At 70.8% G+C, this 24,712-nt stretch carries 20 protein-coding genes and 1 tRNA gene; 17 read left to right on the top strand and 4 right to left on the bottom strand.

The genetic code is table 11. From position 1 onward, the window contains the following. Window positions 1–101: 101 nt before the first annotated feature. Entirely contained in the window at window positions 102–905 is an 804-nt protein-coding gene (locus ACFUO4_RS23290) for a nuclease-related domain-containing protein (protein WP_383487670.1), read from the top strand. 8 nt (window positions 906–913) lie between these two features. Here ACFUO4_RS23290 and ACFUO4_RS23295 read toward each other — a convergent pair whose 3' ends face one another. Both ACFUO4_RS23295 and ligD read right to left on the bottom strand, forming a co-directional pair. Continuing rightward, window positions 914–2,233: a vanadium-dependent haloperoxidase gene (locus ACFUO4_RS23295; protein WP_383487673.1), complete on the bottom strand. Its 1,320-nt coding sequence runs from the start codon at window positions 2,231–2,233 to the stop codon at window positions 914–916. A gap of 100 nt (window positions 2,234–2,333) precedes the next feature. Then, complete coding sequence (ligD, locus tag ACFUO4_RS23300; RefSeq protein WP_383487676.1) at window positions 2,334–3,215, bottom strand: non-homologous end-joining DNA ligase; 882 nt, start codon at window positions 3,213–3,215, stop codon at window positions 2,334–2,336. Window positions 3,216–3,268: 53 nt separating this feature from the next. Between ligD and ACFUO4_RS23305 the strand changes: the two genes are divergently transcribed. Then, window positions 3,269–4,369 (top strand): Ku protein, encoded by a 1,101-nt coding sequence (locus ACFUO4_RS23305; RefSeq protein WP_179143605.1) that lies wholly within the window; start codon window positions 3,269–3,271, stop codon window positions 4,367–4,369. A 143-nt stretch (window positions 4,370–4,512) separates the two neighbouring features. On the opposite strand, the gene ACFUO4_RS23310 is transcribed toward ACFUO4_RS23305, so the two are convergent. Beyond that, window positions 4,513–6,294, bottom strand: a complete 1,782-nt coding sequence (locus ACFUO4_RS23310) for a beta-ketoacyl-[acyl-carrier-protein] synthase family protein (protein ID WP_383487679.1) — start codon at window positions 6,292–6,294, stop codon at window positions 4,513–4,515. Window positions 6,295–6,640: 346 nt separating this feature from the next. Further along, window positions 6,641–6,712: transfer RNA gene (locus ACFUO4_RS23315), tRNA-Arg, on the bottom strand. A 107-nt stretch (window positions 6,713–6,819) separates the two neighbouring features. On the opposite strand from ACFUO4_RS23315, the gene ACFUO4_RS23320 reads away from it, so the two are divergent. The 15 genes from ACFUO4_RS23320 (at window position 6,820) to glyA (ending at window position 24,707) form a co-directional block, all read left to right on the top strand. Continuing rightward, window positions 6,820–7,341 (top strand): response regulator, encoded by a 522-nt coding sequence (locus tag ACFUO4_RS23320; RefSeq protein WP_079313035.1) that lies wholly within the window; start codon window positions 6,820–6,822, stop codon window positions 7,339–7,341. A gap of 111 nt (window positions 7,342–7,452) precedes the next feature. Continuing rightward, window positions 7,453–8,775: an ArgS-related anticodon-binding protein NrtL gene (gene nrtL / locus ACFUO4_RS23325; protein WP_383487682.1), complete on the top strand. Its 1,323-nt coding sequence runs from the start codon at window positions 7,453–7,455 to the stop codon at window positions 8,773–8,775. Window positions 8,776–8,792: 17 nt separating this feature from the next. Beyond that, window positions 8,793–10,184: a diaminopimelate decarboxylase gene (gene lysA / locus ACFUO4_RS23330; protein ID WP_383487685.1), complete on the top strand. Its 1,392-nt coding sequence runs from the start codon at window positions 8,793–8,795 to the stop codon at window positions 10,182–10,184. 147 nt (window positions 10,185–10,331) lie between these two features. Continuing rightward, window positions 10,332–11,624 (top strand): homoserine dehydrogenase, encoded by a 1,293-nt coding sequence (locus ACFUO4_RS23335; RefSeq protein ID WP_165951173.1) that lies wholly within the window; start codon window positions 10,332–10,334, stop codon window positions 11,622–11,624. A 6-nt stretch (window positions 11,625–11,630) separates the two neighbouring features. Next, complete coding sequence (gene thrC, locus ACFUO4_RS23340) at window positions 11,631–12,689, top strand: threonine synthase (protein ID WP_128112302.1); 1,059 nt, start codon at window positions 11,631–11,633, stop codon at window positions 12,687–12,689. Between the two features lie 265 nt (window positions 12,690–12,954). Continuing rightward, a complete protein-coding gene (gene thrB, locus ACFUO4_RS23345) occupies window positions 12,955–13,884 on the top strand; it encodes a homoserine kinase (protein WP_079311061.1) in 930 nt (309 codons plus the stop codon). Between the two features lie 408 nt (window positions 13,885–14,292). Continuing rightward, window positions 14,293–16,299 (top strand): transcription termination factor Rho, encoded by a 2,007-nt coding sequence (gene rho / locus ACFUO4_RS23350; RefSeq protein WP_079311060.1) that lies wholly within the window; start codon window positions 14,293–14,295, stop codon window positions 16,297–16,299. Window positions 16,300–16,469: 170 nt separating this feature from the next. Further along, a complete protein-coding gene (locus tag ACFUO4_RS23355; protein WP_383487690.1) occupies window positions 16,470–18,218 on the top strand; it encodes a trypsin-like serine protease in 1,749 nt (582 codons plus the stop codon). Window positions 18,219–18,421: 203 nt separating this feature from the next. Continuing rightward, entirely contained in the window at window positions 18,422–19,558 is a 1,137-nt protein-coding gene (locus ACFUO4_RS23360; protein ID WP_079311058.1) for an LCP family protein, read from the top strand. 147 nt (window positions 19,559–19,705) lie between these two features. Next, complete coding sequence (rpmE, locus tag ACFUO4_RS23365) at window positions 19,706–19,924, top strand: 50S ribosomal protein L31 (protein WP_079311057.1); 219 nt, start codon at window positions 19,706–19,708, stop codon at window positions 19,922–19,924. A gap of 104 nt (window positions 19,925–20,028) precedes the next feature. Further along, window positions 20,029–21,105 (top strand): peptide chain release factor 1, encoded by a 1,077-nt coding sequence (gene prfA, locus ACFUO4_RS23370; RefSeq protein WP_079311056.1) that lies wholly within the window; start codon window positions 20,029–20,031, stop codon window positions 21,103–21,105. Window positions 21,106–21,188: 83 nt separating this feature from the next. Continuing rightward, window positions 21,189–22,028 carry a peptide chain release factor N(5)-glutamine methyltransferase gene (gene prmC, locus ACFUO4_RS23375; protein WP_383487937.1) on the top strand — a complete coding sequence of 280 codons (840 nt, stop codon included), beginning with the start codon at window positions 21,189–21,191 and terminating at the stop codon, window positions 22,026–22,028. Window positions 22,029–22,080: 52 nt separating this feature from the next. Then, window positions 22,081–22,728, top strand: coding sequence for an L-threonylcarbamoyladenylate synthase (locus ACFUO4_RS23380; protein ID WP_079311055.1), 648 nt, complete (start codon window positions 22,081–22,083; stop codon window positions 22,726–22,728). Beyond that, window positions 22,725–23,396, top strand: a complete 672-nt coding sequence (locus ACFUO4_RS23385; protein ID WP_059192329.1) for a protein-tyrosine-phosphatase — start codon at window positions 22,725–22,727, stop codon at window positions 23,394–23,396. Before ACFUO4_RS23380 ends, ACFUO4_RS23385 begins: the two co-directional genes overlap by 4 nt. A 69-nt stretch (window positions 23,397–23,465) precedes the next feature. Beyond that, window positions 23,466–24,707 carry a serine hydroxymethyltransferase gene (gene glyA / locus ACFUO4_RS23390; protein ID WP_079311054.1) on the top strand — a complete coding sequence of 414 codons (1,242 nt, stop codon included), beginning with the start codon at window positions 23,466–23,468 and terminating at the stop codon, window positions 24,705–24,707. Window positions 24,708–24,712 lie beyond the last annotated feature (5 nt).

The following is a 24,712-nucleotide window of genomic DNA, read 5'->3' on the forward strand; positions in this document are numbered from 1 at the left end:
AACTCCCCACACCCCACCACCCTGCCGACCTTCCCCAAAGGTAACCGCCTTCTTGCCCCTGGAGCACCCCGCCTGTTCCCATGGTCGGGGGGTGATGGTGCATGAGCGGACTGCGCGTCATACCGACCTGGCGGCACGGCCAGGAGCGGCTCTACGTGTGCCTGACGGACGGGCGGAACGTCGCCTGGTACGACAGGGAGGCAGCCCGGGTGAACCTGCTCAGCGAGGCGAGCAGGGAGGACGTCCTGGAGGTGCTCGGCCCGTTCCTGACGGGCCCGGTCGCGGTGGGGCCGCCTCCCGTCCCGACCCCCGCGGAACTGGCCCGGCTCACCCTCCACCCGGACGACGACCTGGCGCCCAACCGCCCCGGCGAGGCCCTCCAGATCGCCCTCGACCGTGACCCAGGGCCGCCGCACCGGCTCCGCCCCGACCCGCGCCGCAAGGCCCTGCTGGCCGAGCAGGCCGTGGGCGAGGCCCTCGACCGACTCGACGGCGCCGGCTGGCACGCCCTGCACTCGGTCCCGCTCCCCGGCGGCGACCGCGTCCACCACCTGGCGATCGGCCCGGGCGGCCTCTTCGCGATCCACACCCTGCACGCCCGCAAGCAGCGGGTGACGGTCGCCGACCCCATGGTCGCCCTGGGCCGCCACGACCCCCGCCCGCTGCTGCGCCGCGTCCGCGCCGACGCCGACCGCGCCTCCTACGCGCTGACCGCCGAGGTCCACCCGGTCCTCGCCGTCGTCGGCCCGGCGGACCTACGGATCACCGCCCCGCCGCGCGAGGTCCGCGTCATCGCGGACACCGAGGTGGAGAGCCTGGCCCGGCTCGGCGGGGTGCTGAAACCGGCGGACGTGGAGGCCCTGCACGCGATGGCGCGGGACCGGAACACCTGGACGCGGGTGTAGCCACCGGGCTACCGCAGCGGCTGGAAGTAGTGGTCCATCGCCCAGTCGCCGATGTCCCTGCCGATCCGGGTGCCGACCTCGTCGGCGGTGCGGAAGTGGATGCCGCTCCAGATGCGGGCGTTGATCGTGTCCCGGTGGAAGTCGGCCGACCTCTTGTACGTCCGCGTCGTCCCGGTCGGCGTCGACGACAGCCGCAGGTCGATGTCCCCGCCGGTCAGCCGGTCGAGTACGGCCATGACGGCGCCGTCGTTGGCGCAGTGCCCGCCGATGTACTCCGGGTACGGCGGGGTGTTCAGCAGCGGTGTCCAGTCGGGGTCGGCCTCGGTCGCCGGGTTGCCGTCGGTGCCGGCGAGCCGGATCGCGTGGATCGGGCGCCAGAGGGCGTAGGTGAACTTGGCGTTCCAGGTGGTGATCGTCGCGTCGGCGGCGGCGGTGTTGGCCGCCGCGAACAGCCGGGCGGCGTCGACGATGTCGAGCTTGCGCCGGGTGACGTGGTCGCGGTACCCGGCCTGGAGCTGCTGGGGCAGCGGGTGCGAGAAGAAGAGCGCGGTCTCGGTCTGCCGCGCGCTCCGCGCGCTGCCGCTCCTCCCGCCCATCGCCTTCGTCTCGGCGAGGTCGCGGGCGTAGCGCTTCGAGGTCAGAGCGGGCGGCGGACCCGGCATGAACTGCTCCGGGTCGTCGGACAGCATCGGCCGCACCTTGCCCAGCCAGGCGTTCACGGCGGGGCTGTACGTCGGCGGGGCGGGACGCCAGACACCCGGGGCGGGCTCCGGGGCGAAGGTCACCCTCTCTCCGCGCCCGTCCTCCTCGCGCAGCTCGATGAGCCGCTCGGCGGCCAGCTCCCCGAACCGGATGCCCTGCTTCTGGGCCGTTCCGTCCGGGATCTTGGCGAGGGACGCGGTGTACGCGTTCTCGATGCGCACCTTGGACGCCGGGAAGTAGGTGAGCAGCACCCGCCGCGCGGCCGTGGCGGCGGCCGCCTCGGAGGAGGCGTGCCGGGGGCCTCGTACGTCCCACTTGTACTCGGCGTAACGGCCCTCGATCCCGACGACCGCGTTGTAGACGGCCGCGTGGACGAAGCCGTACCAGAGGAACGGCTCGGCGGTCGGCCGCCTGGCGTCGTCGGCGATCACGGCGACGGCGGTGCTGTTCCAGTCGGTGATGACGTCGGCGCCGGGGCGCTTGTCGGGCGCCGGGGCGGCGGAGGCGCAGGGCGCGGCGGAGAGGGAGAGCGCCGTGAGCCCGACGAGCAGGGCTCGGCGGAGGGCGCGAGTGCGGGTGCGGGTGCGGGTGCGGGAGCGGGTGGGGGAGGGTGGTCGGGCGCGCATGGCCGGTGGCTGCTCCTTCGGTGCTGGTGATGCGATGAGAGATGTCCCCATTGATCACCATCTGTGCCCGTCGGCGCGGAGCGGGAAGCCAGGACGGGCCCTAGGGCAGCCGTCCGGCGGACCGGGCGTCGGAGAGCGGCGCCAGCAGATCGCCGTAGTCCTGGATTCTGGGCCCCATGTCCGTGGCGAGGAAGGCGAGTTGAGACGCCGACCGGCACTCCTCGACCTCCGTCCAGGTGACCGGCGCGGAGACGGTCGGCTCGGAGCGGGCGCGCAGGGTGTAGGGGGTCGCGGTGGTCTTCCGGGCCGCGTTCTGGCTCCAGTCGACGAACACCTTCCCGGGGCGCAGGCTCCGTGTCATCCGGTGCACGACGAGCTTCGGCATGGCCCGTTCGGCCGCGACGGCCAGCTCCTTGGCGTACTCCGTCACCCGTTCGGACGGCGTCGGCCGCACCGCCGCCAGCAGATGCAGCCCCTTCGACCCGGACGTCTTGGCGTACGCCGTGATCCCGTCCGCCGCGAGCCGCTCCCGCAGCCACAGCGCGACCTCGCAGCACTCGACGACGGAGGCGGGCGGCCCGGGGTCGAGATCGAACACGATCCGATCGGCCGCGGCCGGATCACCGACCACCCACTGGGGCGTGTGGAACTCGGTGACGAGGTTCGCCGCCCACATCAGCGACGCCAGATCCTGTACGACGACCATCCGCGCCGGCCCCTCCGACCGCGGCACCTCGGCGGTGGTGACCCAGTCGGGTGTACCCGGCGGCACGTTCTTGGCGAAGAACACCTGCCCGTCGGGCCCGTCCGGGTAGCGCAGGAAGGACAGCGGCCGGTCCCGCAGGTGGGGGAGGAGCGCGTCGGCGGTGGTCGCGTAGTAGTGCAGGACCTCGCCCTTGGTGAACCCGGTCGCGGGATACAGCACCTTCTCCAGGTTGCTGAGCGCGAGCCGGCGCCCCGCCACCTCCGTGATAGGCGTCATACGATGAGAATCTCACGCAAATCGGCTCATACCGCCTGTTAGCTGACGAAAGGATGCCGACCGTGCGATCCATATGGAACGGCGCGATCTCGTTCGGCCTGGTCAGCATCCCGATCAAGCTGGTCAACGCCACCGAGAGTCACTCGATCTCCTTCCGCCAGATCCATCTGGAGGACGGCGGCCGCATCCGCTACCGCAAGGTCTGCGAGCTGGAGGAGAAGGAGGTCAGCGGGGCCGAGATCGGCAAGGGGTACGAGGACGCGGACGGCACGATCATCCCGATCACGGACGAGGACCTGTCCCACCTCCCCCTCCCGACGGCGAAGACCATCGAGATCGTGGCCTTCGTGCCGGCCGACCGGATCGACCCGCTCCAGATGGATGCCGCGTACTACCTGGCGGCGGGCGGCGCCCCGGCGGCCAAGCCGTACACCCTCCTGAGGGAGGCGCTGAAGCGCAGCAACAAGGTGGCGATCGCCAAGTTCGCGCTGCGGGGCAGGGAGCGGCTGGGGATGCTGCGGGTGGTGGAGGACGCGATCGCCATGCACGGGCTGCTGTGGCCGGACGAGGTGCGGGCCCCGCAGGGGGTGGCGCCGGACACCAAGGTCACGGTCAACGACAAGGAACTCGACCTTGCCGACGCCCTGATGGACACCCTGGGCGAGATCGACCTCGAGGACCTCCACGACGAGTACCGCGAGGCGCTGGAGGAGGTCGTCGCCGCGAAGGCCGCAGGCGAGACCCCGCCGGAGGCCCCGGAACCGGCGCGGGGCGGCAAGGTGCTCGACCTCATGGCGGCCCTGGAGAAGAGCGTGCGCGAGGCGAAGGAGTCCCGCGGCGAGGAACCGGCGGAGGTCAGACAGCTCCCGCAGCGCAAGACGTCGTCCCGTACGACGCCGAAGCCGGCGCAGGGGAGAAAGTCGACGTCGAAGAAGGCCGCGACCTCGGCGTCGGCCTCGGCGAAGAAGTCGACGGCGACGAAGAAGACGGCCGCGAAGAGGACGACGGCGAAGAAGACGACGTCGGCCTCGGCATCGGGTTCGGCGAAGAAGGCGACCTCGAGCTCGACTTCGAAGCCGAGCTCGAAGTCGGCCTCGGCTTCGGCGAAGAAGACGACGGCAAAGAAGACAACACCCCGCAAACGCTCGGCCTGACCGCGTTGCTCTTGGCCTCGCCGGCCTCTTTCACCCGCCGCGACGGCGCTGAGCCACGACGTGCCGGCCCGGCGGTGCCGAACACAGCTCAGCCCCTCAGCCCCTCCGCCTCCTCCTGCTCGTCCTCCTCCCCGTCCCTCCCCTCAACCCATTCGCCGCAACGCCAGCACCGCGTTGTGCCCCCCGAACCCGAACGAATTGCTGAGCGCCAGATCCCCGCCGACCGGCAGCTCCCGCGGAGCGCCCGTCACCACGTCCAGCTCCACCTCGTCGTCCACCTCCGCACACCCCACGGTCGGCGGCACCACCCCGTGATGCAACGTCAGCACCGCGGCAACCGCCTCGACCCCGCCCGCGGCCCCCTGCAGATGCCCGAGGTGCCCCTTGAGCGCGGTGACGGGCACGGACAGGTTCCGGTTCCCGAGGACGGCCCGCAGCGCCCCCGCCTCGGCCAGATCCCCCTCCACCGTCGCGGTCGCATGCGCGTTCACGTGTACGACGTCCACCACGTGCCCCCCGGCATCCCGCACCGCCCGCCGCAACGCGAGCGCGACCCCGCTCCCGGACGGATCGGGCGCGGCCATGTGATGCGCGTCGGCCGACAGCCCCCACCCCGCGGCCTCGCAGTAGATCCGCGCGCCCCGGGCGAGGGCATGCTCCTCGGCCTCCAGAACCAGGACTCCCGCGCCTTCCCCGTTCACGAACCCGCCCCGGTCCTTGGCGAACGGCCGCGACGGCGAGCGCCCCTCCCCCAACCCCGCCTGGGACAACGCCCGCATCGAGGCGAACGACGCCATGATCGCCGGCGTCACGACGGCTTCCGCACCGCCCGCGAGGGCGACGTCGACACGGCCGTACCGTATGCGGTCGATCGCCTGCCCGATGGCCTCGGTGCCGGAGGCACACGCACTGGTCACCGTCCGGGCCTCCCCGGTGATGTGCAGATCGAGGGAGACCTGCGAGGCGGCCTGTGAGGGCACGGTCATCGGTGTGGTGAGCGGCGAGACACTCCGAGGCCCCTTGTCCCGCAGCTTCCGATCGCCACCGACGAGCACGGACGCGTCCCCGAGGATGGCCCCGAGACTGACCCCGACCCGCGCGGGGTCGAGCCCGCTCTCCCGGGTCCCCCCGTCCACGAACCCGGCGTCGGCCCATGCCTCCCGCGCGGCGAGCACCGCGAACTGGGCGGCCCGGTTCATCCGCCGGGCGGCGGCCCGCGGCAGCAGATCGGCAGGATCGACGGGCACGGTCCCGGCGACCCGCACGGGCAGCTCGCCGAACTCCTCCCCGTCCAACTCCCGTATCCCGTGCCGCCCGTCGAGCAGCCCCCGCCACAGTTCGTCCACGCCCACCCCGAGGGGAGTCACGGCCCCGAGCCCGGTGACGACGACCCGCCGCGGCCCACCGGCAGCGGCTTCGCGCAGGGCCCGAGGGTGATGCCGTACGACGTACCCCTCCCGATCGGCGTCCCGAGCCCACTGCCGCACCTGCCCGTCCGCGACCGGCTCCTCCGCACACACATCGAGATCCCGGTGCCAGACACCCCAACGCCGTACGTACGTCACCTCGACGGCGCGCGGATCGACGGCCCGTACCGAGGCCACCCGGTCCCCGTCCCGGAACTCGACATCGTCGAGCGCCGGCGACGACAGCCGGGGCACGGCGGCCACGTCCAGCCGATGACAGGCGACGGTGACCGCCCGCTCCCGCCCCAGCACCTCCTCGCGATCCACCCCACCGAGGGGCGGCCGCAACGACATCCGGATGGTCTCCGGGGACTCGGGCAGCGTGTGGGTGACGACGTACCAGCGCTGCCGCTCCACGTCCTCGGGCGACAGCGCGACCAGGTCACCCGGGATCACCTCGGCGACGCTAACTGTGTGCGGATTTATCGGGACTTCAGACTTCTCGGAAGAATTGGACATATCCGTACATGCTTTCCATACTCCGAACTGCCTTGCGGGGGACGGTCCCGAGTGAACGGGACGAAAGCCGGAAAGGCCATTGTTGAAACAAAAACATGCCCGGATCCTTACGTTCCGCAAACAGCGACCGGAACAGACGCCCCGTCAACCCACCGGCACACAAGGCGAGTTGGAAGCACCCCTCTGGACGATCTGTGTGCAAGCTCACGGCCGCACACAAGGACTGGGCTGCTGATCCACCAAGAGCACCCGCGAAGAGGCATGGCCGTATCGCAGCTCGATCGCGACCCCCACGAACCAACGACAAAGAGCGGGACCCAGTGAAACTGGGTCCCGCTCTCCAAAGTGCCCACGGCAGGATTCGAACCTGCGCACACGGTTCCGGAGACCGTTGCTCTATCCCCTGAGCTACGCGGGCGTCCGCCGCACTGTGCGCGGCGACGGGTAGAACCCTACCAGCTTCGATGGGGTCTTCATGAACAGGTATTTGCGGCGGTCAGGGGCGGCCCGCGGTCCCCGGTACGGGTGGAAGTCGGGAAAACCCGGACGCGATGGCCGGTCCGGACCTACTCTCGAGTTGTGCCAGGCGCCTCGGGCCGGGTGCTTGTTGTGGACGACAACAAGGTCATCCGGCAGTTGATCAGGGTCAATCTCGAGCTGGAGGGTCTCGAGGTCGTGACCGCGGCCGACGGTGCCGAGTGTCTGGATGTCGTTCATCAGGTGCGGCCCGATGTGGTGACCCTTGATGTGGTGATGCCCCGGCTTGACGGGCTTCGTACCGCCGCCCGACTGCGCTCCGACCCCCGGACCCGCGATCTTCCCCTCGCCATCGTCAGCGCCTGCACGCAGTACGAGGTCGAGAGCGGCCTCGACGTCGGCGTCGACGCCTTCCTCGCCAAGCCCTTCGAGCCCGCCGAACTCGTACGGCTCGTCCGGCAGTTGATCGAGCGCACGCGCGGGACCGCGCCGGACGGGGAAGACGGTACCGTCTTCGACGGCGTCCTCGGCGCCGGTGAGGCCGAGCGCGCCGGGCGGGCCGGCGGCTGAGGCCCGCCCGGCCGCCGTGTGCCTGCGTCGGCTGTCCACGGACGTCCACATCCCGGACCTTCGCCTAAACCGACTCGCCTACCCACCCCCCTCCTCCCATACGCTGGTCCCGTGACCCCCGTCGAGCTCTCCCGCACCGTGCTGCGCGCGGTCCGTCGCGCTGTCGACGGGGGAGAGCTGAGCGTGACGGTTCCCGGACGGGTCGTCGTCGCGCCTCCCGGGCCCGGCGGCTGCGGTGACTACGCCACCAGCATCGCCCTCCAGCTCGCCCGCCCCGCCGGCCGGCCCGCGGACAAGGTCGCCGCGATCCTGCGGGCCCATCTCCTCGACGCCCCCGGTGTCACCGATGTCGTCGTCACCGGACCCGGCTTCCTCAACATCAGCCTGGGTGATGGCGCCCCCACCGCGCTCGTCGAGGAGATCCTGCGGCGCGGGCACCGCTACGGGTACGCGGACGGGCCCAGCGGGGAGACTTTCCAGCTGCACGCTCCCCACGAGGTCCGCGCCGTCGTCGTCATGGACGCCGTCGCCCGGCTCCTCCGCTCCCAAGGCGCCCACGTCCGCACCAGCTGCGAAGGCCGCCCCGAGCCGGAGTGGACCGAGCTGCTGGGCGCTCACGTCGATACATACGGAGCCTCTGTCGATACATACGGAGCCCCTGAGACTCCCGCCTCCATCGAGGCCTACGGCACCCCCGAGGCCCTCGACGCCCTCGGCACCTCCAAGGCCCCCACCGCCCTCCACATCCCCGTCCGCCCAGTCCCCGCCCCGGCCGACCCCACCCCCCTCGGCCGCGACGCCGCCCGCTGGGCCCTGCTGCATCCCGCCGCCCACGACCGGCCCCGGGTCACGGACGAGCACCTCGTCCAGCGCGAGGGCAACCCCCTCTTCCGCGTCCGTTACGCCCACGCCCGCACCCGGGCCCTCAGCCGCAACGCCGCCGACCTGGGCTTCACCGCCGATCCGGCCGCACTCGGCGATACAGCCGCGCTCGCCACACCAGCCCCGCTGGGCGATACAGCCGCGCTCGCCAGACCAACCACCCTCGCCGAACGAGCCGAACCAGCCGCGCTCGCCCAACTCACCACACCCGGCGACCTCGGCGACCCCCGCAACCCCGGCGACCCCCGCAACCCCGGCGCCCCCGGCAACCCCAGCACCCCCCACACCCCACGGCACAGCCTCCCCCCGCTACTCGCCGACCACCCCCGCGTCCTAGCCCAGGCGGCAGCCCACCGCGCCCCCGACCGTCTCGCCCGGCACCTCGTCACCGTCGCCGATGCCGTGCTCATCCTCCTGCCCGACGTGCTGCCGCGCGGTGACGAGAAACCCTCGGCCGCCCACCGTGCCCGGCTCGCCCTCGCCGAAGCCGCCGGGACGGTGCTGGCCGGCGGCCTGTCCCTGCTCGGCATCGACGCACCCGACCACATCTAGAGAGCCAGCCACAGATCATGAGCCGTTCCGCCCACCCCGCCGGGCCCCGTCACGCCGATGTCCTCCCCGAGGGCCACTACTCCGCGCCGCCCGCCGACCTCAACACCCTCGACCCCAAGGTCTGGGCCCAGACGGTCACGCGCAACGAGGACGGCGTCCTCACCGTCGGCGGCATCACCGCCACCCGGCTCGCCGAGGAGCACGGCACCCCCGCCTACATCCTCGACGAGTCCGACTTCCGCGAGCGGGCCCGCGCCTGGCGTACCGCCTTCGGGGCCGACGCCGACGTCTTCTACGCCGGCAAGGCGTTCCTGTCGCGTGCCGTCGTGCGCTGGCTGCACGAAGAGGGGCTCAACCTCGACGTCTGCTCCGGTGGCGAGCTCGCCACCGCCCTCTCCGCCGGGATGCCCGCCGACCGCATCGCCTTCCACGGCAACAACAAGTCGACGGACGAGATCCGCCGGGCCATCGGCGCCGGTGTCGGGCGGATCGTTCTCGACTCCTTCCAGGAGATCGTGCGCGTCGCCCACATCGCCGCCGAGCTCGGCAAGCGGCAGCGCGTGCAGATCCGGATCACCGTCGGTGTCGAGGCACACACCCACGAGTTCATCGCCACCGCGCACGAGGACCAGAAGTTCGGCATTCCGCTGGCCGGAGGGCAGGCCGCGGAAGCCGTGCGGCGGGCGCTCCAGCTCGACTCGCTCGAACTCATCGGGATCCACAGCCACATCGGCTCGCAGATCTTCGACATGTCCGGCTTCGAGGTCGCCGCGCACCGGGTGGTCGGGCTGCTGAAGGACATCCGGGACGAGCACGGCGTCGAGCTGCCCGAGATCGACCTCGGCGGTGGGCTCGGTATCGCCTACACCAGCGAAGACGACCCGCGCGAGCCGCACGAGATCGCCAAGGCGCTCACCGAGATCGTGACGCGCGAGTGCGACGCCGCCAAGCTGCGCACACCCCGGATCTCCGTCGAGCCGGGGCGCGCCATCGTCGGGCCCACCGCGTTCACCCTCTACGAGGTCGGCACCATCAAGCCCCTCGACGGGCTGCGCACGTACGTCTCCGTCGACGGCGGGATGTCGGACAACATCCGCACCGCGCTCTACGACGCCGAGTACAGCGTCGCCCTGGTGTCCCGGACCTCCGACGCCGAGCCCATGCTCGCCCGCGTCGTCGGCAAGCACTGCGAGAGCGGGGACATCGTGGTCAAGGACGCGTTCCTGCCCGCCGACCTCGCGCCGGGCGACCTGATCGCCGTACCGGCGACGGGTGCGTACTGCCGATCCATGGCGAGCAACTACAACCACGTGCTGCGGCCGCCGGTCGTCGCCGTGCGCGACGGCGAGTCGCGGGTCATCGTCCGGCGTGAGACGGAGGAGGACCTTCTGCGTCTCGACGTCGGGTGAGCCCGAAAAACCACGGGGTGGAAGATCTCCTGTCTTCCACCCCCGTACAAATGAAATAGATGTCTCACGATCCGGACGAAGGGTAGAAACTCCCGTCCGGTGAGTGAGACTGGTCCAACCGTAGACGGTATGAGGAAACGAGGTCGGATGATGCGTACGCGTCCGCTGAAGGTGGCGCTGCTGGGCTGTGGAGTGGTCGGCTCAGAGGTGGCGCGCATCATGACGACGCACGCCGACGACCTCGCCGCGCGCATCGGCGCCCCCGTCGAGCTGGCGGGTGTCGCGGTACGACGTCCGTCCAAGGTCCGCGAGGGCATCGACCCGGCCCTCGTCACCACCGACGCCACCGCTCTCGTCAAACGCGGGGACATCGACGTCATCGTCGAGGTCATCGGCGGCATCGAGCCCGCCCGCACCCTCATCACCACCGCCTTCGAGCACGGCGCCTCGGTCGTCTCCGCCAACAAGGCCCTCCTCGCCCAGGACGGCGCCGCCCTCCACAAGGCCGCCGAGGACCACGACGCCGACCTCTACTACGAGGCCGCCGTCGCCGGCGCCATCCCGCTGATCCGCCCGCTGCGCGAGTCCCTCGCCGGCGACAAGGTCAACCGGGTGCTGGGGATCGTCAACGGCACGACCAACTTCATCCTCGACAAGATGGACTCCACGGGGGCCGGCTACCAGGAGGCCCTCGACGAGGCCACCGCCCTCGGGTACGCGGAAGCCGACCCGACCGCCGACGTCGAGGGTTTCGACGCCGCCGCCAAGGCCGCCATCCTCGCCGGTATCGCCTTCCACACGCGCGTGCGCCTCGACGATGTCTACCGCGAGGGCATGACCGAGGTCACCGCCGCCGACTTCGCCTCCGCGAAGAACATGGGCTGCACCATCAAGCTGCTCGCCATCTGCGAGCGCGCCGAGGACGGGGGCTCGGTGACGGCTCGCGTGCATCCGGCCATGATTCCGCTCACCCACCCGCTCGCCTCCGTGCGCGGCGCCTACAACGCCGTGTTCGTGGAGTCCGACGCGGCCGGGCAGCTCATGTTCTACGGTCCCGGCGCCGGCGGCGCCCCGACCGCCTCCGCAGTCCTCGGCGACCTCGTCGCCGTCTGCCGCAACCGGCTCAACGGCGCGACCGGTCCCGGCGAGTCCGCGTACGCGGCCCTTCCCGTCTCGGGCATGGGCGAGGTCGTCACGCGGTACCACATCAGCCTCGACGTGGCGGACAAACCGGGTGTTCTCGCCCAGGTGGCCACCGTGTTCGCCGAGCACGGCGTGTCCATCGATACGGTTCGCCAGACGGGCAAGGACGGCGAGGCCTCCCTCGTCGTCGTCACCCACCGGGCCTCCGACGCCTCCCTGTCCGGGACCGTCGAGGCGCTGCGCAAGCTCGACACCGTGCGCGGTGTCGCCAGCATCATGCGGGTTGAAGGAGAGTAACCAGCAATGACCCACCAGTGGCGCGGAATCATCGAGGAGTACCGGGACCGGCTGCCCGTCTCCGACAGCACCCCGGTCGTGACGCTCCGCGAGGGCGGCACGCCCCTCGTGCCCGCGCAGGTGCTCTCCGAGCGCACGGGCTGCGAGGTCCACCTCAAGGTCGAGGGCGCGAACCCGACGGGCTCCTTCAAGGACCGCGGCATGACCATGGCCATCACGCGGGCCAAGGAGGAGGGCGCCAAGGCGGTCATCTGCGCCTCCACCGGCAACACCTCCGCCTCCGCCGCCGCCTACGCGGTGCGCGCGGGCATGGTCTCCGCCGTGCTCGTGCCGCAGGGCAAGATCGCGCTCGGCAAGATGGGCCAGGCCCTCGTGCACGGCGCCAAGATCCTCCAGGTCGACGGCAACTTCGACGACTGCCTCACCCTCGCCCGCTCGCTCAGCGACAACTACCCCGTGGCGCTGGTCAATTCGGTCAACCCGGTGCGTATCGAGGGCCAGAAGACCGCCGCCTTCGAGATCGTGGACATGCTCGGCGACGCCCCCGACCTCCACGTCCTCCCGGTCGGCAACGCGGGCAACATCACCGCGTACTGGAAGGGGTACAAGGAGTACGCCGCCGACGGCATCGCCGCCAAGACCCCCCGCATGTGGGGCTTCCAGGCCTCCGGCAGCGCCCCGATCGTGCGCGGCGAGGTCGTCAAGGACCCGTCGACGATCGCCACCGCCATCCGCATCGGCAACCCGGCGTCCTGGCAGTACGCGCTCGCCGCGCGTGACGAGTCCGGCGGTCTCATCGACGAGGTGACGGACCGTGAGATCCTGCGCGCCTACCGTCTGTTGGCCGCGCAGGAGGGCGTCTTCGTCGAGCCCGCCTCGGCCGCGTCCGTGGCCGGTCTGCTCAAGGCCGCCGAGCAGGGCCTGGTCGACCCGGGGCAGACCATCGTCTGCACGGTCACCGGCAACGGCCTGAAGGACCCCGACTGGGCCGTCGCGGGCGCGCCGCAGCCCGTCACCGTCCCGGTCGACGCGGCGACGGCCGCCGAGCGCCTCGGACTGGCGTAAGACACCGGCGTAGAACCCGGGCGGACAACCGCCGCACGGCGGCATCCCCACAGGGGGTGCACAGGGGGCTTACGACACGCATCGTGCGCCTCCTGTGCGCCCTATGTCGCCACAGAACCTTCCTTCGATAGGCTGTACCGAACCCGCCCGCCGCATATGCCCGAGCGCATGGCCGGGAGCCGCGTCATCTCCGCGGCCCGCGGGGTCTCCACGTACGTATCGAATGTCTTCGACAATCACGCAGCTCAAGGAGAGTCATCGAGCGATGGCCGGTCCAGCGTTCCGCGCCGCCGCCGTCCGGGTGCGCGTCCCCGCCACCAGCGCCAACCTCGGCCCGGGCTTCGACGCCCTCGGCCTGTCGCTGGGGCTCTACGACGACGTCGTCGTCCGGGTGGCCGACTCAGGGCTGCACATCGACATCGCGGGTGAGGGCAGCGAGACCCTCCCGCGCGACGAGAAGCACCTGCTCGTACGGTCCCTGCGCACCGCCTTCGACCTGCTCGGCGGACAGCCGCGCGGCCTCGAGATCGTGTGCGCCAACCGCATTCCGCACGGCCGGGGCCTCGGCTCCTCCTCCGCCGCCATCTGCGCCGGCATCGTCGCCGCGCGTGCCGTGACCATAGGCGGCGAGTCCAAGCTCGACGACGCCGCGCTCCTGGAGCTGGCGACCGAGATCGAGGGCCACCCCGACAACGTCGCGCCGTGTCTGCTCGGCGGCTTCACCATCGCCTGGATGGAGGCCGGCGCCGCCCGGGCCATCAGGCTGGAGCCCGCCGATTCCATCGTTCCGGTGGTTTTCGTGCCCGGTAAGCCGGTTCTGACGGAGACCGCCCGCGGTCTCCTCCCGCGCACCGTGCCGCACGTCGACGCCGCCGCCAACGCGGGCCGCGCCGCCCTGCTCGTCGAGGCCCTCACCAGGAGCCCCGAGCTGCTGCTGCCCGCCACCGAGGACCGGCTCCACCAGGAATACCGGGCTCCGGCCATGCCGGAGAGTGCCGCGCTCGTGGAGCGCTTGAGGGCGGACGGAGTTCCGGCGGTGATTTCCGGCGCCGGACCCACGGTTCTCGCGCTGGTCGACGAGGCCAGCGCCGACAAGGTGGCCCACCTCGCGGGTGAGGGATGGGCCGCCAACCGGCTCGAACTGGATGCCCAGGGTGCGAGCGTGCTGCCGCTCGCACCCGCCGGTGACATCTGAATGCGTTCGGTTGCCGGATTTCGAGAGGGGGAATGTTTGTTGGATCCGGTAGTGTTAATCTCAAGTCTGCACCCGACCCCACCATGGCGAGGTGCTTCACGTCCCCGTCCGGGACAGACATTCTTCCGGGAGCCTCCCAAGCCGCACTGTGTTTCGTACGACGTACGCGGGCAGTACCTCGTACGCGAGCACTGAGCGACTTGCCGGGCACGCTCCGGAACCGGTGTGACCGAGCCGTGTGACACAGCCAGTCGGTGTCACTGCTCTGGGAAACGCCATCACCAGATTCCTCCGCCGCCCAGGCGGACCACCGCCCCGGCACGGTCCACAAGGATGGGACCGACGTCGGACAGCACAACCGGTCGCCGAGCCAGACAGGCCGACGTCCGCTCCAGGGAAGGACCCTTCGTGAGCGACACCACCGATCTGATGGGCGCACGTGTCGAGGAGACCGCTGCCGCGCCCGCCACGGACGCCTCCGCGCCTGCCACCGGTGCCGGCTCCCGGCGGCGCCGCGGTACCGGCCTCGAGGGCATGGTGCTGGCCGAGCTGCAGCAGGTCGCATCCGGCCTCGGCATCAGGGGCACCGCGCGCATGCGCAAGAGCCAGCTGATCGAGGTCATCAAGGAGGCGCAGGCCGGGGGAGGTGCCGCCGCCCCCAAGGCTGCGGCCGCCGCGGGCGACGCCACCGAGACCAAGCCCAAGCGCCGCGCCACCTCCAAGGCCCGCACCGGCGAGGCCGCCGAGAAGAAGGCGGACGCGAAGGCGGAGGCCCCCGCCGAGAAGGCCGTGGCCCAGCAGCAGATCGAGATCCCCGGCCAGCCGGCCTCCGACGACGCTCCCGTCGAGCGCCGCCGTCGCCGCGCGACCGCGGACGCCGGCAGCCCGGAGACGGTGACCGCCGAGGCGAAGAGCGAGCCGAAGGCCGAGACGCCCGCCCCGCAGGCGCAGGGCGAGGCCAAGGGCGACGCGGGTGACGCCGATGGCCGTCAGGGCCGTCGCGACCGCCGTGACCGCGGCGACCGTCAGGACCGCGACCGTGGCGGCCGTGACCGCGACCGCCGCGGCAAGGGCGACGACCAGCAGGGCGGCGGGCAGCGCGGCCAGCAGCAGGGTCAGCAGCAGGGCGGCGGCCGTCAGGACCGCAATGCCGGCCCGCAGGACGACGACGACTTCGAGGGCGGCCGCCGTGGCCGTCGCGGCCGCTACCGGGACCGTCGTGGCCGTCGTGGCCGTGACGAGATCGGCGCCGCCGAGCCGCAGCTCGCCGACGACGACGTCCTGATCCCCGTAGCGGGCATCCTGGACATCCTCGACAACTACGCCTTCATCCGTACGTCGGGCTACCTGCCGGGTCCCAACGACGTGTACGTCTCCCTCGCTCAGGTCCGCAAGAACGGCCTGCGTAAGGGTGACCACGTCACCGGCGCGGTCCGCCAGCCCAAGGAAGGCGAGCGGCGCGAGAAGTTCAACGCGCTGGTCCGCCTGGACTCCGTCAACGGCATGGCGCCCGAACACGGCCGCGGCCGCCCGGAGTTCAACAAGCTCACCCCGCTGTACCCGCAGGACCGCCTCCGCCTGGAGACGGACCCGGGTGTGCTCACGACCCGCATCATCGACCTCGTGTCGCCCATCGGTAAGGGCCAGCGTGGTCTGATCGTGGCCCCGCCGAAGACCGGCAAGACCATGATCATGCAGGCGATCGCCAACGCGATCACGCACAACAACCCCGAGTGCCACCTGATGGTCGTCCTGGTCGACGAGCGTCCGGAAGAGGTCACCGACATGCAGCGGTCGGTCAAGGGCGAGGTCATCTCCTCGACCTTCGACCGCCCGGCCGAGGACCACACCACGGTCGCCGAGCTCGCCATCGAGCGCGCCAAGCGCCTGGTGGAGCTGGGCCACGACGTGGTCGTGCTGCTCGACTCGATCACGCGCCTGGGCCGTGCGTACAACCTCGCCGCCCCGGCCTCCGGCCGCATCCTGTCCGGTGGTGTCGACTCGACCGCCCTGTACCCGCCGAAGCGCTTCTTCGGTGCGGCCCGCAACATCGAGGACGGCGGTTCGCTGACCATCCTCGCCACCGCCCTGGTGGACACCGGGTCCCGCATGGACGAGGTGATCTTCGAGGAGTTCAAGGGCACCGGCAACATGGAGCTCAAGCTCGACCGGAAGCTCGCCGACAAGCGCATCTTCCCGGCGGTGGACGTCGACGCGTCCGGTACCCGTAAGGAAGAGATCCTCCTCGGCAACGAGGAGCTGGCGGTCGTCTGGAAGCTGCGCCGTGTGCTGCACGCGCTCGACCAGCAGCAGGCCATCGAGCTGCTCCTCGACAAGATGAAGCAGACGAAGTCGAACGTCGAGTTCCTGATGCAGATCCAGAAGACCACGCCGACGCCCGGCAACGGCGACTGACGCACGTCTTCAGCGAAGGGCCACCCCTGTGACGGGGGTGGCCCTTTCTGGTTTGTGTGACCGGTGTACGATCGCGCCTTCGGTCATTGTTGCGACCGTTGAACTTCTGATCCCGAGGGGGGACTTGCGTGGGTACAGCCATGTCCGGGGGCGGACGGCACAGACGTCGGATGCGGATCGCCCTGCCCATCGGTGCGGCCGGTGTCGCCGCCGCCGTGGCCGCCGCGTTGATGAGCACGTCGGCCGGGGCGGCCACCGCCGCGTTCGACCCGACGCCCAAGACGCCCGCCATCAGCACGGTGTCGCAGGCCGAGCTCAAGGCCCGGGTCGCGGGGGGTCTGGCCGGCGGGGACATCGCGGGGCAGAAGACCTCCAAGTCGTCGCTGAGCTCCAGCACCGGCAGCAAGGTCGACCCGAAGATCATCGGTGGCAGCACCACCACGATCTCGTCGGCGCCCTGGATGGCCCAGCTCTTCTACCAGGACTCGACGAACGACGTGTACTTCTTCTGCGGCGGCACCGTCGTCTCGCCGACGAAGATCCTCACCGCCGCGCACTGCGTCAAGGGCTACAACTGGGCCAAGTACGGCGCGATCGTCACCGGCGCCACGAAGCTGCCCGACGACAGCGGCAACACCACCGGCGCGGTCGCCGGCGCGGTGCGCCAGTGGAGCCACCCGTCGTACAGCGCGCGGACCATCGACAACGACATCGCCGTCATCACCCTGGACCGGCCGACCAAGGCGACGCCGATCCGTATGACGACGTCCACGGACACCACCTCGTACAAGGCCGGGACGAGCGCGAAGCTCTACGGCTGGGGCCGTACCAGCTCCACCACGCAGGACGTCTCCGAGACCCTGAAGACGGCCACGCTGCCGATCCAGTCGGACGCCACCTGCGCCGGCTACTACGGCGCGGACTTCATCAAGGGCCACATGGTCTGCGCGGGCAACCCCGCCACCGGCAGCGACGCCGGCACGACGTCCGCCTGCAACGGTGACTCCGGTGGTCCGCTGATCGTCGACAACCGCATCGTCGGCGTCGTGTCGTGGGGCGTCACGGACTGCGTCGAGAAGGGCGCGTACAGCGTCTTCTCGAAGGTCAGCACCTACCTCGGGGCCGCGTACGCGCAGGTCGACGACGCCAACATGAGCTACGTGGACGCCAAGGCCGACCTGTTCGTCCGCAACAAGAGCACCGGCGTCGCCTACGAGAAGGACTCCAAGGGCACCTCGTTCGGCGCCCGGCAGGACCTCGGCGACTGGGGCGGGGTCAACCTCGTCCTGCAGAGCGACCTGAACCGGGACAGCGTCCAGGACTTCCTGTTCCGCCAGAGCTCCACCGGCGACGTCTACTGGCTGCGCTACGTGTGGTCCACCGACTCCTGGGCCGAGAAGAAGATCTTCGACAACTGGAAGTCCCGCACGCGGATCATCGCCCCCGGCGACCTGACCGGCGACTACAAGCCCGACCTGGTCTCCGTGGACTCCGCCGGCAAGGCCTGGCTCTACCCGGGCAACGGCGACGGCACCTTCGCCGCCCGCAAGCAGATCGGCACCGGCACCGGCTGGAACTCGTACAACATGGTCCGCGGCAAGGGCGACTTCAACGGTGACGGCAAGGCCGACCTGATCGCCCGCAACAAGAGCAACGGCGCCCTCTACCTCTACAAGGGCACCGGCAAGGCCTCGGCCCCGTTCGCCGCCCGCGTGAAGGTCCGCACCTGGAGCAACACCACGTACAACGCCTTCGACGCCGTCGGTGACGTCACCGGTGACGGCAAGGCCGACTTCCTGGCCCGTACGCCCGGCGGCACCCTGTACCTGTACAAGGGCACCGGCAAGGCCACGAGCGAGATCTTCGCCACAAGGATCTCGGTCGGTACCGATTTCAAGCAGTACGACATCTTCGGCTGAAATCGCAGGTGAGCGGGGCACGCCCCGGCTCCTCGACTACGCACTGTGCCCACCCGTCCACCGGGTGGGCACAGTGCGTTGTGCAACCCTTTCTCCGGTTTCCCCGTCTGACCAGGCGGAGCGACCATGGTGAGGTCCGGGTCGCGCGCGACCACGTCTGACCCTGAAAGCAGGGGGTAACCGACCGACGAGACGAGGAGTACATGACCGCCGAGAGCACGCCGGAGCCCGGCATACCGGGCGACTCCGGCACCACGGGCCCGCGCCACCGCGCCAAGGGCCGCCGCCGCAAGACCCGGGGCGGGCACAAGGGCCTGAAGATCGCGGCCTGGACCGCCGCGGGGATCGTCGTGCTGGGCGGCACCGGGGCCGGCTACCTGTACTTCAAGCTCAACGGCAACATCAAGAGCGTCGACATCGACCAGGCCCTCGGCACCGACCGGCCGACCAAGGTCGACAACGGCTCCGAGAACATCCTCGTCCTGGGTTCCGACACCCGCTCCGGCTCGAACAAGAAGCTCGGCGGCGGCGCCGACGACGGCAGTGCCCGCTCGGACACCGCGATGATCGTGCACGTCTACGAGGGCCACAAGAAGGCCAGCGTGGTCTCCATACCCCGGGACACCCTCGTCGACCGGCCCGAGTGCACCGACGCCGACGGGAACGTCCACGACGCCGCGTCGAACGCGATGTTCAACTCCGCGTACTCCACGGGCGGCGCCGCCTGCGCCGTGAAGACCGTCGAGTCGCTCACCGGCATCCGCATGGACCACTACCTGGAGGTCGACTTCTCCGGCTTCCAGAAGCTCATCGACGAGCTCGGCGGCGTCGACGTCACGACCACCAAGAACATCACCGACCGCGACAGCCACCTCAACCTCAAGGCCGGCACCCACACCCTCACCGGCAAGCAGGCCCTCGGCCTGGTCCGCACCCGGCACGGCGTCGGCGACGGCTCCGACCTCGGCCGCATCCAGCTCCAGCAGGCGTTCATCAAGGCGCTGATCAACCAGATCAAGGACGTCGACGTCTTCGGCAACCCGAAGAAGCTCTACGACCTCGCCAACACCGCCACCAAGGCCGTGACGACCGACTCCGACCTGGGGAACGTCAACAAGCTCATGTCCTTCGCCAACGGCCTCAAGGGCATCAGCTCCAAGAACATGACCATGGTCACCATGCCGGTCCAGTACGACCCGCAGAACGCCAACCGGGTGCTGGTGGACCAGGCCAAGGCCAAGGTCGTCTGGAAGGCGCTGAAGAACGACCGGGCGATCCCCAAGAGCGCCACCAAGGGCACGGCCACCGGTCAGGCGGAAGGCGTCGTCACCGCCTCGTAGGCGCGCCCCGGCCCGCTGGGAATAGATCACGCCCACCCCCCGTTTTGGGGGATGCGGCCAGTCCTGGCAGACTGGTACGTCGGCCCCGGTTCACGCTCCCGCAGCCCGCGGCGGCGACCCGGTGCCCTCCCGAAACTAGGAGACACCTTGAAGCGCGACATCCACCCCGAGTACGTCGAGACGCAGGTCAGCTGCACCTGTGGCGCGTCGTTCACCACCCGTAGCACGATCGAGAGCGGCACCATCCGTGCCGAGGTCTGCTCCGAGTGCCACCCGTTCTACACGGGCAAGCAGAAGATCCTCGACACCGGTGGCCGTGTGGCCCGCTTCGAGGCCCGCTTCGGCAAGGCTGCTGCCAAGAAGTAGCGAGCCACCAGCGCCGGTCCACGGTCGCGCTCCTCGGAGCGCGCCGGGACCGGCGTTTTTGGTCGCCCGCCTTCCCCCGTCATTCGCAGTACAGGAGCCCCAAGATGTTCGAGGCCGTCGAGGAACTGGTCACGGAGCACGCCGACCTGGAGAAGAAGCTCGCCGACCCGTCGGTCTTCGCCGACCAGGCCAACGCGCGCAAGCTGAACAAGCGCTACGCCGAGCTCACCCCGATCGTCGCCACGTACCGCTCCTGGAAGCAGACGGGCGACGACATCGACACGGCGAAGGAACTCGCCGCCGACGACCCCGACTTCGCGGCCGAGGTCAAGGAGCTGGACAAGCAGCGCGAGGAACTCACCGAGAAGCTGCGCCTGCTGCTCGTGCCCCGGGACCCGTCCGACGACAAGGACGTCATCCTGGAGATCAAGGCCGGCGCCGGCGGCGACGAGTCGGCCCTGTTCGCCGGTGACCTCCTGCGCATGTACCTCCGCTACGCCGAGCGCGTCGGCTGGAAGACCGAGATCATCGACGCCACCGAGTCCGAGCTGGGCGGCTACAAGGACGTCCAGGTCGCCGTGAAGACCAAGGGCGGGAACGGGGCCACCGAACCCGGTCAGGGTGTCTGGGCCCGGCTGAAGTACGAGGGCGGCGTGCACCGCGTGCAGCGCGTCCCGGCGACCGAGTCCCAGGGCCGCATCCACACCTCCGCCGCCGGTGTGCTGGTCACGCCCGAGGCCGAGGAGGTCGACGTCGAGATCAACCCCAACGACCTCCGCATCGACGTCTACCGCTCCTCCGGGCCCGGCGGCCAGTCCGTCAACACGACCGACTCCGCCGTGCGCATCACGCACATTCCCACCGGAGTCGTCGCTTCCTGCCAGAACGAGAAGAGCCAGCTTCAGAACAAGGAGCAGGCCTTGCGTATCCTGCGCTCCAGGCTGCTCGCCGCGGCGCAGGAGGAGGCGGAGCGGGAAGCCGCCGACGCCCGCCGCAGCCAGGTCCGTACCGTCGACCGCTCCGAGAAGATCCGTACGTACAACTTCCCGGAGAACCGCATCTCGGACCACCGCGTCGGCTTCAAGGCGTACAACCTGGACCAGGTCCTGGACGGCGACCTCGACGCGGTGATCCAGGCCTGCGTCGACGCGGACTCGGCGGCGAAGCTGGCGGCCGCGTAAGAGGGACCTGTGCACGACCGAGTACGACACGGAGGACTTGCGTGCAGCAATCTTTTGGGGGGCGACCCCCGAAGCCCCGAAGTCTGCTGCTCGCTGAGGTAGCTCAAGCCACCCAGCGGCTGGCCGACGCCGGCGTGCCCTCGCCGCGCAACGACGCGGAGGAGCTCGCCGCGTTCGTGCACGGCGTGAAGAGGGGCGCGCTGCACTCCGTGAAGGACGCGGACTTCGACGCCCGGTACTGGGAGGTCATCGCCCGCCGTGAGCAGCGCGAGCCGCTGCAGCACATCACCGGGCTCGCCTACTTCCGGTACCTGGAGCTCCAGGTCGGCCCCGGCGTCTTCGTGCCCCGGCCCGAGACCGAGTCGGTGGTCGGGTGGGCGATAGACGCCGTCCGCGCGATGGACGTCGTCGAGCCCTGCATCGTCGATCTGTGCACCGGCTCCGGCGCCATCGCGCTCGCCCTCGCCCAGGAGGTCCCGCGCTCCCGCGTGCACGCCGTGGAGCTGTCCGAGGACGCCCTGCAGTGGACGCGCAAGAACGTGCAGGGGTCCAGGGTCGACCTGCGGCAGGGCAACGCCCTGGACGCCTTCCCGGACCTCGACGGCCAGGTCGACCTGGTCATCTCCAACCCGCCCTACATCCCGCTCACCGAATGGGAGTACGTCGCTCCCGAGGCGCGGGACTACGATCCCGAACTCGCCCTGTTCTCGGGCGAGGACGGCCTCGACCTCATCCGCGGTCTGGAGCGCACCGCACACCGGCTGCTGCGCCCGGGCGGCGTCGTCGTCATCGAGCACGCCGACACCCAGGGCGGCCAGGTGCCGTGGATCTTCACCGAGGAGCGGGGCTGGGCCGACGCGGCCGACCACCCCGACCTCAACAACCGCCCCCGGTTCGCCACGGCCCGCAAGGCAATGCCGTGAGTGCCGTGAAGACTTTCGACGAGAAGCACGTGTACGAGGAGGCCCGCTAGACATGGCACGGCGATACGACACCAACGACGCGACCGACCGCTCGACGGGTCTGCGCGAGGCCGCGTCCGCCGTCCGCCGTGGCGAGCTGGTGGTCCTCCCGACCGACACGGTGTACGGCATCGGCGCCGACGCGTTCTCCTCCGAGGCCGTCGTCGACCTGCTGGAGGCCAAGGGCCGGGGGCGCAACATGCCGACGCCCGTCCTCATCGGCTCCCCGAACACGCTGCACGGCCTGGTCACGGACTTCTCCGAGATGGCGTGGGAGCTGGTCGACGCGTTCTGGCCGGGCGCGCTGACGCTCGTCGCCAAGCACCAGCCGTCGTTGCAGTGGGACCTGGGCGACACCAGGGGCACGGTGGCGGTCCGTATGCCGCTGCACCCGGTGGCGATCGAGCTGCTGACCGAGGTGGGCCCGATGGCGGTCTCCTCGGCGAACCTCACCGGGCACCCGGCGCCGGAGGACTGTGACGCCGCCCAGGGGATGCTCGGCGACTCGGTCTCCGTCTACCTCGACGGCGGTCCGACGCCCGGCAACGTCCCGTCCTCCATCGTCGACGTGACGCGCGAGGTGCCCGTCCTGCTCCGTGCGGGCGCGATCTCGGCGGAGGAGCTCAGGAAGGTCGTACCCGACCTCGAGGTGGCGAATTGACGGCCCCTGACGCGGGGCGTGGCATATGGGACATGGAAGAGACGCGGACCTTCACCGGCCTCCCGCGTGACACCTTCCGCATCCTCCACGTCAGCACCGGCAACGTGTGCCGCTCGCCGATCACCGAGCGGCTGACCCGCCATGCCCTGGCGAACCGGCTCGGCGACCCGCTGTGGGGCGGCCTGGTCGTGGAGAGCGCGGGCACCTGGGGCCACGAAGGGGCGCCCATGGAGGCCAACGCGGAGGCGGTCCTGGCCGACTTCGGCGCGGACGCCTCCGGCTTCACCGGCCGCGAGCTCCTCGACGAGCACGTCATCATGGCCGACCTGGTCCTGACCGCCACCCGCGACCACCGCGCCCAGGTCATCTCCATGGGCCACTCGGCGGGCCTGCGCACCTTCACCCTGAAGGAGTTCACCCGCCTGGTCCGCGCGATAGACCCGACCACCCTGCCGCCCCTGGAGGACGGCATGGTCGACCGCGCCCGCGCCCTGGTCCGCGCGGCGGCGGCTCTACGCGGGTGGCTCCTGGCCCCGACAGCGGAGGCGGACGAGGTCTACGACCCGTACGGGGCGCCCCTGACGTTCTTCCGGTCGATCGGGGACGAGATACATCAGGCGTTGGATCCGGTGGTGACGGCGTTGACGGGGGTGCCCGCGCGGGCGTAACAGCCGAGCACCCCGGGGGTGGCGGGCCTACATTGGTCGTACGTCATTGTCGACGCCCCGGAGTCAGCCATGTCGGTCACCCATGCGCCCGAGACCGCCGATGTCCTGCGGCGGCAGGATCCTGAGCTGGCCGAGATCCTGCTCGGCGAGCTCGCGCGGCAGTCGACGTCGTTGCAGCTCAGCGCCGCCGAGAACTTCTCCTCGCCCGCGGTGCTGGCCGCCCTGGGGTCGCCGCTCGCCAACAAGTACGCCGAGGGGTATCCGGGGGCTCGTCATCACGGCGGGTGCGAGATCGTCGATGTCGCCGAGCGGATCGCTGTCGATCGCGCGAAGGCGCTGTTCGGGGCCGCGCACGCCAACGTGCAGTCCCATTCCGGGTCGTCGGCGGTGCTGGCCGCCTATGCCGCCCTGTTGCGGCCCGGCGACACCGTCCTCGCCCTCGGGCTGCCGCACGGCGGGCACCTCACCCACGGGTCGCCCGCGAACTTCTCCGGGCGCTGGTTCGACTTCGTCGGGTACGGCGTCGACGCCGAGACCGGGCTCATCGACTACGAGCAGGTGCGGACGCTGGCCCGCAATCACCGCCCCAAGGCGATCGTGTGCGGCTCCATCGCCTACCCCCGCCACATGGACTACGCCTTCTTCCGCGAGGTCGCCGACGAGGTGGGCGCCTATCTGATCGCGGACGCCGCCCATCCCATCGGGCTCGTCGCCGGGGGAGCGGCGCCCAGTCCGGTGCCGTACGCCGATGTCGTGTGCGCGACGACGCACAAGGTGCTGCGCGGGCCCCGTGGCGGGATGATCCTGTGCGGCGAGGAGCTCGCCGAGCGGGTCGACCGGGCCGTCTTCCCGTTCACCCAGGGCGGCGCGCAGATGCACACCATCGCCGCCAAGGCCGTCGCGTTCGGGGAGGCGGCAACACCGGCGTTCGCGGCGTACGCCCATCAGGTGGTCGCCAATGCGAGGGTTCTCGCGGCCGGTCTCGCCGCCGAGAACCTCGTCGTCACCACCGGTGGCACGGACACCCACCTGCTCACCGTCGACCCCGCGCCGCTCGGCGTCGACGGACGGACCGCGCGCGGGCGGCTCGCGGCGGCCGGCATGGTCCTCGACTGCTGCGCGCTGCCGCACGGGGACGCCCGCGGACTGCGGCTGGGGACCGCCGCCGTGACCACGCAGGGGATGGGCGAGCAGGAGATGGCCGGCCTCGCCGCCCTGCTCGCGGGGGTGCTGCGCGGGGAGACCGACAGCCAGCAGGCTCGTGAAGAAGTGCGGGAGCTCGCGGGCAGATTTCCGCCGTATCCCGCCTGATCCGG

The organism is Streptomyces sp. NPDC057280 (genome assembly GCF_042668605.1).
Lineage (GTDB): Bacteria > Actinomycetota > Actinomycetes > Streptomycetales > Streptomycetaceae > Streptomyces.

Bases quoted from the DNA above. Each gene is read 5' to 3' on its own strand.
- ACFUO4_RS23290 (WP_383487670.1), top strand. From the start codon at position 102: ATGAGCGGACTGCGCGTCATACCGACCTGGCGGCACGGCCAGGAGCGG.
- ACFUO4_RS23295 (WP_383487673.1), bottom strand. From the start codon at position 2,233: ATGCGCGCCCGACCACCCTCCCCCACCCGCTCCCGCACCCGCACCCGC.
- ligD (WP_383487676.1), bottom strand. From the start codon at position 3,215: ATGACGCCTATCACGGAGGTGGCGGGGCGCCGGCTCGCGCTCAGCAAC.
- ACFUO4_RS23305 (WP_179143605.1), top strand. From the start codon at position 3,269: ATGCCGACCGTGCGATCCATATGGAACGGCGCGATCTCGTTCGGCCTG.
- ACFUO4_RS23310 (WP_383487679.1), bottom strand. From the start codon at position 6,294: ATGTCCAATTCTTCCGAGAAGTCTGAAGTCCCGATAAATCCGCACACA.
- lysA (WP_383487685.1), top strand. From the start codon at position 8,793: ATGAGCCGTTCCGCCCACCCCGCCGGGCCCCGTCACGCCGATGTCCTC.
- ACFUO4_RS23335 (WP_165951173.1), top strand. From the start codon at position 10,332: ATGATGCGTACGCGTCCGCTGAAGGTGGCGCTGCTGGGCTGTGGAGTG.
- thrC (WP_128112302.1), top strand. From the start codon at position 11,631: ATGACCCACCAGTGGCGCGGAATCATCGAGGAGTACCGGGACCGGCTG.
- thrB (WP_079311061.1), top strand. From the start codon at position 12,955: ATGGCCGGTCCAGCGTTCCGCGCCGCCGCCGTCCGGGTGCGCGTCCCC.
- ACFUO4_RS23355 (WP_383487690.1), top strand. From the start codon at position 16,470: ATGCGGATCGCCCTGCCCATCGGTGCGGCCGGTGTCGCCGCCGCCGTG.
- ACFUO4_RS23360 (WP_079311058.1), top strand. From the start codon at position 18,422: ATGACCGCCGAGAGCACGCCGGAGCCCGGCATACCGGGCGACTCCGGC.
- prfA (WP_079311056.1), top strand. From the start codon at position 20,029: ATGTTCGAGGCCGTCGAGGAACTGGTCACGGAGCACGCCGACCTGGAG.
- ACFUO4_RS23380 (WP_079311055.1), top strand. From the start codon at position 22,081: ATGGCACGGCGATACGACACCAACGACGCGACCGACCGCTCGACGGGT.
- glyA (WP_079311054.1), top strand. From the start codon at position 23,466: ATGTCGGTCACCCATGCGCCCGAGACCGCCGATGTCCTGCGGCGGCAG.